The sequence below is a fragment of the Flavobacterium sp. genome (assembly GCF_027483985.1).
Classification (GTDB): domain Bacteria; phylum Bacteroidota; class Bacteroidia; order Flavobacteriales; family Flavobacteriaceae; genus Flavobacterium.
The window spans coordinates 1-11,043 of sequence record NZ_JAIXTJ010000041.1 but is presented as its reverse complement, the minus strand read 5'-3'; the positions used below and the strand labels follow the sequence as shown (position 1 = coordinate 11,043).

Genomic DNA, 11,043 nt, shown 5'->3' with positions numbered 1-11,043 from the left:
TTTGCTGCTAACTTTACTATTGGCGCTAACTTTGAAGCTTGTAGTATCTCGGTTACCAATAATGCTGTGGTTAGTGTAACTTCAGGATTTAATGTGAACTTGAATGGTGCTATTGCTGTGGCTACAGGAAGTACGTTTACTTTAAACAATAATGCTAATTTATATCAAGCAGATGCTACTGCGGTTAACACAGGTAATGTGGTTGTTAGACGTCAATCTAATCCGTTGATGCGATTTGATTATACTCTTTGGTCTTCACCAGTTGCTGGTCAAGGATTGTATGCGTTTTCTCCATTGACTTTTGCGAATCGTTTTTATACTTATAATACTGCAACGAATTTCTTGAACAATTCTTCTTTAGGAATGAATGTTACAGGAACTAATGCAGCAGGAGTAAACGGAACAGATGCAAACAATGTTCCTTTTGGAACAGGAAAAGGTTATTTAATTCGTTTGCCTTATAACCACCCAACTGCACCAGTAGTATGGAATGGAGTTTTCAATGGAACACCAAATAATGGTACGAAAACTGTTACTTTGGCCAATGCAGGAACGGAGCAACAATTTAATATGGTGGGTAACCCTTATCCATCACCAATTAGTATTGCACAGTTTGCTGCTGATAATACCAATAACATAGAGCCAACTTTATACTTCTGGAGAAAGACTAACAATGCAGCGAGTCCGACTTACTGTACTTGGAATACAACTTCAGGCTTCTTTGGAGATAATGGTGAGGCTTATACAGAATCGCCAAATGGTGTGATTCAAACCGGACAAGGTTTCTTTGTTGAGGCTAAAGATGGTGCTACTAGTTTAACATTTAATAATACACAACGTATCACGAATAACGCTAATCAGTTCTTTAGAAGTGCTACTGCAACTCCAGCTACACAAGCTGATGGTGTATGGTTGAACTTAACAGGAACAGGTGCTGCGTTTTCACAAGCGGTTGTTGGTTATTTTGCTGACGCTACTTTAGGTGCTGATGCTTATGATAGTAAGTATTTTAACGATGGAGAGATTGCTTTAACAATGGTTATCGGATCTACGGATTATACTATTCAAGGTCGTCCGTCGTTCCAAGCAACTGATGTGGTTCCGTTGAATTATAAAGTGACAACGGCTGGTAACTATACTTTTGCTATCGATCACGTACAAGGATTGTTCACTGGTGGTGCTCAAGCAATCTTCATAAAAGACAATCAAGATGGTTCTTACCATAACTTGACAACACCTTATACTTTTGCTTCGGCAGCAGGTACGTTTGCTAACCGTTTTGAATTGGTTTACCAAACGGCTTTGGCTACGAATGACAACAGCTTTACAGCGAACAACATAAACGTAATCAAACAACAAAATGATGTTGTTGTGAATACTGGAAGCGCTATGATGAAAGAAGTGACTATCTATGATATTAGAGGAAGAGTATTGGTTGCGAAGAAAGGCATCAATGCTTCAGAAACTAGAATCAATGTAGGAACAACTAATCAGGTCTTGGTGGTTCAAGTGACTACTGTTGATGGGGTTAAGGCTAGTAAGAAGGTGGTTAATTAGTTTTTAGTGATTAGTCGTTAGTGATTAGTTCTTAGTGATTAGTCCTTAGTGATTAGTGATTAGTCCTTAGTGATTAGTGATTAGTCGTTAGTGATTAGTGATTAGTCCTTAGTTGATAGTTGTTGGTTTAACTCGTCCTTTGGACTCGAGATATTAAAGCTCTTTCGGAAACGGAAGGGCTTTTTTTTGTATTAAGATTGGAGTATTAAGTATTAAGACTAGGGATTGAGGATTGAAGATTGAGGATTGAAGATTGAGGATTTTTGATTTTTGATTGAGGATTGAAGATTTAGGATTAATGATTTTATGAATTTTCTACTATCGTCATTTCGAGTGTTTTTTAGAAAATTGCGATTAGCTATTTTTTAAAAAATGTATCGAGAACTTTGGAGCAGTGATGTTAGTAGTTCCTAGGTTCTTGATAAAATTTTAGTAAAACCGCTGTCGCAGTTTTGCTAAAATCACTCGAAGTGACGGTGGCGTGAAGCGAGATGTGTTGTGGTTGTGGGTTGTAGGTTGTTAGTTGTCAGTGATCAGTGATTAGTTGTTAGGTTAACTTGTCCTTTGGACTTGAGATGTTAAAGCTTTTTTGGAAACGAAAGGGCTTTTTTTGTATTAAGATTGGAGTATTAAGTATTAAAACTGGGGATTGAGGGTTTAGGATTTGCGATTTTTGATTTAGGATTTGCGATTTTTGACTGGGGATTTGGGATTTGGGATTGAGGATTTTTGATTTTATGAATTTACTGCTTTCGTCATTTCGAGTGTTTTTTAGAAAATTGCGATTAGCTATTTTTTAAAAAATGTATCGAGAACTTTGTAGCAGTGATGTAAGTAGTTCCTAGGTTCTCGATAAAATTTTAGTAAAACCGCTGTCGCAGTTTTACTAAAATCACTCGAAGTGACGGTGGCGTGAAGCGAGATGTGTTGTGGTTGTGGGTTGTAGGTTGTGGGTTGTAGGTTGTGCACTTCGACAGGCTCAGTGACCGGTTGTCGGTTGTTAGTTGTCAGTGATCAGTGATCAGTTTTTAGTTTAACTCGTCCTTTGGACTCAAGATGTTAAAGCTCTTTTGGAAACGGAAGGGCTTTTTTGTATTAAGATTGGAGTATTAAGTATTAAGACTGGGGATTGAGGATTGAGGATTTGGGATTGAGGATTTTTGATTGAGGATTTTTGATTGAGGAATTGGGATTGAGGAATTGGGATTGAGGAATTGGGATTGAGGAATTGGGATTGAGGATTGAGGATTTTTGATTGAGGATTTAGGATTTTTGTTGCGGGTTTGTTTGTTATTACTTTTTGCTACTTACTTTTTAGTTTTTTTTAAAACTTATCCTTGTTTTTTTTCGTAAGTTTTTTAGGTGCTTGATTGTCATAGGTGCTTGATTTTGAGTATTAAATTGTTTGTTGGTTTTTTGGTTTGATTACCCTTTACTTATTTTTTACTCTTTGTTAATCACTCCTTATTGATTACTCCTTATTGATTACTCCTTACTACTTGCGATTATGGGTTGTTTTGGGATTGCTTTTTCTTTGATGGAGGTGATTTACTGATGGTAGAATTTATACTACAACAGTATAAATTACTGATTTTAAGTTATTTACAAATGTTTTTTGAAATAGTTATTTTGTTTTTTATTTTTCTAAATGGACTTGTTGTTTTAATTTTGTCCTGGAATTTAACCCCTTTTCTACTATGAAAAAAATTATTTTTTACACCCTTATCTTTCTTGCCTTCTTGAATGGTTATTCGCAGTGTGCTTATACTGGTACGCCGTTGACTCAAGTTGGCACTGCTACTACTTTTTGCATTGATAATGGGAATACTGTTACAACAGGAACCGTAAATTCGGGTCAATTTGTTGTTGTAAATGTTATCAAGGGCTTTAGCTATACTTTTTCTGTCGGAAATGTTTTTCCGGCTTTAAATGAAAATTTGACGCTACTTGATGCTACTACTAATGCGAATGTTAGTCCGGCTACTTTTGTGAGTGGTGCTTCGGGCGCTAGTATTACCAATTGGATTGCTTCTTTATCGGGACAAATCAAGATTTTGTTGTCAAGCGGTGCTTGTGTTAATAACAATACTACTGGTGGTGCTTTGACACTTACTTTGAATGCTGTGGGTAATACGCAAGATTCAAAAACTTCATTTGGTACTGATCAATGGGTCGGTCACGTTTATAATTTTACCGGTGGACCTCCTCCAGGTGGACCTTCGCCAACATCGCCCTCTTCAACGGTTAGTCCATTTTTAGATGCAAATTATGTTGGATATTACAACGTACCAACAGAATCGATTGCTGAAAGTTTTGGTGGTACGACTGCTTGTTTTCCAGTTTTGTCTGGTGGTGCCGCGAGAGTAAATGTTTATACCGAATTATTTGCTGTAAGATATAGAATGCGTTCGACAAAAACGGGATGTTATTTTTTAAGTATTGGAGGTGATGATGGTGTCAGAGTTTATATTGATGGAGTTTTGGTTATAAACGAGTGGAAGCAACAAGGAACCACTACTTATTGTAATAATTTGATTTATTTGAATGGGAATAGTGATATTATCTTTGATTTTTATGAATTTCAAGGTGGTAATGTAGCTAATTTTAGTTTGACGCCTTTTGTTCCTTCTACGAACTCTATCGCAGGTGCCAGTGTTTTAAATAGATGTTCTGGTGTTGCTCCTGGAACTTTAGATGGTTCGGCTTATAGTTCTTGTGCTGTTTCTACGATTCCCAATGTTTCGTTTCAATGGCAAGTGTCCAGTGATAATATAACTTTTACCAATATTGCAGGTGCTACTACTGAAGATTATGCGCCGCCTGCTGTAACAACCACTACCAGTAATGTTAGGTACTTTAGACGTGTATTGAGAGCGGTTGCTTCTAATGCTGGTAGCTGTGAGTTTTTTACTAATGTGATTAGAGTAAATACGAGTGCGAATACGGCACTAGGTGCTACCGGAACCATTTCAGGCGCTTCTACCCAATGTCCGGTGACCGCTGGCCAAGTTTATAGTGTAGCTCCAGTTACCAATGCCTTAAATTATGCGTGGACCGTTCCAACAGGTTGGACTATTACTGCAGGACAAGGAACGACTTCTATTACCGTGACTACAGGTGCTTCGGGTCAGAATGGAACGATAGGTGTAACTGCTTCTAATGGTTGTGTTACTAATCCGGTAAGAACTTTGGCTGTAACTGTAGGACAAGCTGCTGTTGGTGGCAGTGTTTCAGGAACTGCAACTGCTATTTGTTTGAATTCCTCAACAGGTACCTTAACTCTTGGCGGTGGCTTTGTTGGAACTGTTTTGAATTGGGAGAAAAGATTCAATGCAGGATCATGGACTTCTATTGCTACAACGGCTACCACTTATTCAGAAATACCTACGGCTAGTGGTGTATGGGATTATCGAGCGGTAATAGGAAACGGTACTTGTGTGCCTGTAACTTCCACAGCTTTCTCTATAACTGTTAATCCGTTACCAACGGCTAGTATATCGGGGAATAATGGTCCTACAGTGTGTGCTGGATCTACCGTTACTTTCACTTTAGTTGGCACTTCAGAAGCCGTGGTTACTTATAACATTAATGGTGGTGCCAATGCTACTGCTACTTTAACAGGCGGAACAGCTATTGTTACAGTAACTGGTGCAACAGCCACTCAGACTTTCAATTTGGTTTCGGTGACCAATGGTGTTTGCTCGGCGCCTTTGGCCGGTTCGTCTACTGTTGTAGTTACTGCATTACCGACGGCTAGTATTTCGGGAAATAATGGTCCTACAGTGTGTGCTGGATCTACCGTTACTTTCACTTTAGTTGGTACTTCAGATGCTGTGGTTACTTATAACATTAATGGTGGTGCCAATGCTACTGCTACTTTAATAGGCGGAACAGCTATTGTTACCGTAACTGGTGCAACAGCCACTCAGACTTTGAATTTGGTTTCGGTGACCAATGGTGTTTGTTCGGCACCATTAACAGGTTCTTCAACTGTGGTAATTGAGTCTACTACTTGGGACGGAACTGCTTGGAGTAATGGATTGCCAACAAGTACGAAGTCGGCTATTTTTGCTGCTAATTTTACTATTGGCGCAAACTTTGAAGCTTGTAGCATTTCGGTTACTAATAATGCTGTGGTTAGTGTAACCTCAGGATTTAATGTGTTTTTGAATGATGGTATTGCTGTTGCGACTGGAAGTTCGTTTACTTTAAATAATAATGCTAATTTATATCAAGCCAATCCTACTGCGGTTAATACGGGTAATGTGGTTGTAAAACGTCAAACTAATCCGTTGATACGATTGGATTATACGCTATGGTCTTCACCGGTTACTGGTCAAGGATTGTATGCGTTTTCTCCTTTCACTTTTGCTAATCGTTTTTACAATTACACGACGGCTACCAATGTATTTAACAATGGTTCTATTGGAATGAATGTTACGGGAACCAATTCAGCAGGTGTAAATGGTACTGATGGTAATAATGTTCCCTTTGGCATTGGAAAAGGTTATTTGATTCGTTTGCCCTACAATCATCCAACAGCACCAGTTGTTTGGAATGGAAGTTTTTCAGGAACACCAAATAATGGGACTAAGACTGTTCCTTTAATAAATGCAGGTGCTGCACAACGTTACAACTTGGTAGGAAATCCTTATCCATCGCCAATAAATATTGCGCAGTTTGCTGCTGACAATATCAATGCGATAGAACCTACCTTATACTTTTGGAGAAAGACTAACAATGCAGCGAGTCCGACTTATTGTACTTGGAATGCTACTTCAGGATTTTATGGTGATAATGGCGAAGCGTTTACTGAATCACCTAATGGTGTGATTCAAACGGGACAAGGTTTCTTTGTTGAGGCTAAAGATGGTGCTACCAATTTAGAATTTAATAATACGCAACGTATTACGAATAACGCTAATCAGTTTTTTAGAACTGCTACGGCAACTCCAGCTACACAAGCGGATGGTGTTTGGTTGAACTTGACAGGAACTGGCGCAGCCTATTCACAAGCGGTTGTTGGTTATTTTGCTAGCGCTTCTTTGGGTGCTGATGCTTACGATAGTAAGTATTTTAATGATGGAGCTATTGCTTTAACAATGTTGATTGATGCTACGGATTATACTATTCAAGGACGTCCGTCGTTTCAAGCTTCTGATGTGGTTCCGTTGAAGTACAAGGTGACTACTGCTGGAAATTTTACCTTTGCTATCGATCACGTTCAAGGTTTGTTTGCAGATGGCGCGCAAGCGATTTTCATCAAAGACAATCAAGATGGTTCTTACCATAACTTGACAACACCTTATACTTTTGCTTCGGCAGCAGGTACGTTTGCTAATCGTTTTGAATTGGTTTACCAAACGGCTTTGGCTAACAATGATAACAGCTTTACCGCGAACAACATTAATGTAATCAAACAACAAAATGATGTTGTTGTGAACACCGGAAGCGCCATGATGAAAGAGGTTACTATCTATGATATTAGAGGCAGAGTATTGGTTGCGAAGAAAGGCATCAATGCTTCGGAAACTAGAATCAATGTAGGAACGACTAATCAGGTGTTGGTGGTTCAAGTGACTACTGTTGATGGGGTTAAGGCTAGTAAGAAGGTGGTTAATTAGTCTTTAGTGATTAGTCTTTAGTGATGAGTTTTTAGTGATTAGTGATTAGTCCTTAGTGATTAGTGATTAGTCCTTAGTGATTAGTCCTTAGTGATTAGTGATTAGTCCTTAGTGATTAGTCCTTAGTGATTAGTGATTAATCCTTAGTGATTAGTGATTAGTCCTTAGTTGATAGTTGTTAGTTTAACTTGTCCTTTGGACTCGAGGAATATATAGAAAAGCTCTTTCGGAAACGGAAGGGCTTTTTTTGTATTAAGATTGGCGTATTAAGTATTAAGACTTGGGATTGAGGATTGAAGATTGAAGATTTTTGATTGAGGATTTTTGATTGAGGATTAAGGATTTTTGATTGAGGAATTAGGATTTGTGACTTTTTTCTTTTTTTGAAAATCACGTAGTAACCCCTATATGATTTGAAATTTTTATGTTTAACATTTGTCATGTTAAATAATAATTAGTTTTTCAATGGCTCACGGTATTAAATCTCGCAGAAAGAATAGTTTGTTTTCAAAATTCAAAATTACTTTTCAGAAAGTTGGTAAAGGATTTATTGCTTTGTTGTTGCGGTGATTATTGTTTAGTGCTTTTAACCCTTTTTACTTTATATTATGAAAAAAAGACTACCCCATTTCTTTAGCAAATCTTACTATTTAAGGCTCTTGCTTTTTGTTTTAGTAAGTTTTCAGTTTGTTCATTCGCAAGCTCCAATTTTTAATTCTGGTATGAGTATTACTTCTATTGGAAGTGTATCTTCTCCTGCAGGTGAGGAGGTTTTTAGAATCATCGATGGCAGTGTTGCCACTAAATTTTTAGATTTTAATATTAATGATGGTTTTGGTTTTACTGTTTTTATCGGTACACCTAAAATTGCTACTAGTATTGCGATCAGTACTGCTAACGATGCTAGTGGACGCGATCCTATTAATTATCAAATACTAGGTTCTAATAATGGTTCGACCTTTACCTCTGTGGCCACAGGAACTCTTGCTTGTGTAGGTACTCGATTTTTTACACGAACCTTCACCTTTAGTAATACTGTTGCTTACACTTACTACCGAGTAAATTTTATTGGTACTTGTGGTGAGAATATTTTGCAATTGTCAGAAGTTCAATTGTTTAATATTTGTCCTCTTGCTATTTCTACACAACCACAATCTAGTACGGTTTGTTCTGGAAGCGCCGCCTCTTTGTCGGTTAGTGCTACGGGTACTGGATTGACTTATCAATGGTATCGCAATGGAACTATTATTTCTGGTGCTACACAAAGCACCTTGAGTCTAACGAATCTTACTGTTTCTGCCAATTATTATTGTGTGGTAACTTCCTCTTGCGGAGCTGTACTTAATTCGAATACGGTTTCTGTGAATGTTACTGCTTTACCAACGGCTCCCACTGGAACAGCGGTTCAAACGGTTTCTAATACGGCCACATTGGCTAATTTAAACGTTACTGGGACTGGTATAAAATGGTATGCAACCCCTTCGGGAGGTGCTTCCTTACCGCTATCGACTCCAATTGTTTCTACTACTACTTATTATGCTTCCCGAACCGTTTCTGGATGTGAAGGAACTTCACGATTAGGCGTTACTGCCAATATTTTGGCTTCGGGTTTGCAATTTGATGGTGTTAATGATTACGTTGCTATAAATGCACCGGCTTCCATTCCTGTAGGGAATTCAAGTTATACTATTGAAGCTAAAATTAAAACTACCGTTCTTGGTTCAAGAGGCATTGTTGGTTGGGGCAATTATGGGCAAGTTAATCAAGTCAATGCTTTACGTCTTGATGCATCAGGTTTGCTAGTTAATTATTGGTGGGCAAATGATCTTATTGCTAATCCGAGTCCCACGAATTTAGCTGATGGCAATTGGCATCATGTTGTAGCCACTTATGACGGAACTACAAGAAAAATCTATATTGATGGAATTTTAAAAGCTCAAGACGTTCCAGGAGTTAATAACATTCCAAACGCTTCTAATATGCAAATTGGCTCAACGTGTCCAACCAGTTGTGGTGGTGAATATTTTAACGGTGGTCTTGATGAAGTTCGCATTTGGAATAGAGCTTTATGTCAGACCGAAATTCAAAATAAAATGAATTGTGAACTAGGATCGGGTCAAACTGGATTAGTGCTTTATCATAAATATAATTCAGGAACTATAAATGCGAATAATGCTGCGATAACTACTATTGCAGATAGTAGTGGTGCCAATAATACTGGAGTCTTGACTGGTTTTGCTTTAACTGGTTCGACGTCAAATTGGGCACAGGGTGCTGTAGCAACTGGTGTAGCTTGTACTTATAATTCATTGACTGCTACCACCACAAGTACCAATGTTTCTTGTTTCGGAGGTTCAAATGGAACTGCCACTGTTACTGCTTCAGGTGGTAACGGTGTTTACACTTATTTATGGTCTCCTTTTGGAGGTACATCAGCCACAGCAACCGGTCTTCCTGCTGGTACTTATACTTGTACTATTACTTCTGATTCTTGTCCGATTACTAGCACTGTAACAATTTTACAACCAAGTCCTTTATTAGTTATACCTTCTTCAAAAACGAATGTTGCTTGTAATGGAGGTTCTAATGGTGCTGCCTCTGTTTTGGTAAGCGGCGGAACGTCAGGATATACTTATTCTTGGTCTCCATCAGGAGGAACTAATGCTACTGCTACTGGTTTGTCTGCTGGTACTTATGTTTGTTTGGTAACTGATGCAAATAATTGTAGTGCTTCCACAATTTTTACCATTACTGAGCCAGCAATGCCATTAGTAATTTTATCGTCTACGCAAACTAACGTTTCTTGTAATGGCGGAAGCAACGGTTCGGCAAGTGTTTCTGTGATTGGTGGTACTCCTGGATATACTTATTCTTGGTTACCATCAGGTGGCACTGGAGCTACTGCTACTGGTTTGACTGCTGGAACTTATACTTGTATTGTTATTGATGCAAATGGTTGTAGTACTTCAACAAATTTTACCATTACACAACCAGATGCTCTTATCGTTTCACCTTTAGGGCAAACGAATGTTACTTGTAATGGTGGTACTAATGGATCCGCCTCTGTTTCGGTTATTGGTGGGACGCCGGGTTATACCTACACGTGGTTCCCATCAGGAGGCACTGCAGCTACTGCTAGCGGTTTGTCAGCAGGAACTTATATTTGTTCTGTTGCGGATGCGAATGGTTGTACCTCGACACAATTGTTTATTATTACTGAACCTGAGATTTTGGTAAATTCTGCTACTCAAACTTCTTGTGATTCTTACTTATGGTCTGTAACTGGATTGACTTATACGACCTCTGGAATTTATACCGGTACAACCACCAATGTCAACGGTTGTATTGTCAATGAGACTTTGAATTTGACTATTAATAATAGTTCTACTTCAAGTGAAACGATTACAGCTTGTAATACATACACTTGGCCAGAAAACGGAGTTACTTATACTTCAAGTGGTGTTTATACTAATACTACAACTAATGCTTCGGGTTGTCCGAATGTGGCTACTTTAAATTTGACTATTCAAAATTCAACTACCTATTATGCTGATGCAGATAACGACGGTTTTGGAAATCCAGCTATGAGTGTTCAGTCCTGTACTGGTGCTCCAATGGGTTATGTTTCTTTAGGAACTGATTGTAACGATACCAATGCAGCGATTAACCCAAATGCGGTTGATGTATGTTATGATGGAATTGATAATGATTGTAATGGTGTTATCGATAATGTTGGTTTGCCTGGTGGATGTACTCCAATTGTTGGTTCATTGCCAGCAGGAACTTGTGGTACTACTTTAGCTGGTTGGTATTCTACTGTAACTGCTAACTGGACTAACTTTGCTCAAGGTTACAGATTCAA

The 11,043-nt window shown here is 38.4% G+C and carries 3 protein-coding genes; all 3 read left to right on the top strand.

Annotated features, from left to right (window positions below; translation table 11 throughout):
- Nucleotides 1-1,557, top strand: a 1,557-nt coding sequence (locus Q0050_RS10245) for a T9SS sorting signal type C domain-containing protein (protein ID WP_298395121.1), incomplete at its 5' end; no start/stop codon positions are given.
- A 1,697-nt stretch (nt 1,558-3,254) separates the two neighbouring features.
- Entirely contained in the window at nt 3,255-7,181 is a 3,927-nt protein-coding gene (locus Q0050_RS10240) for a T9SS sorting signal type C domain-containing protein (RefSeq protein WP_298395118.1), read from the top strand.
- Between the two features lie 608 nt (nt 7,182-7,789).
- Nucleotides 7,790-11,043 (top strand): LamG-like jellyroll fold domain-containing protein (locus tag Q0050_RS10235; protein WP_298395115.1); only part of this gene is annotated, 3,254 nt, incomplete at its 3' end.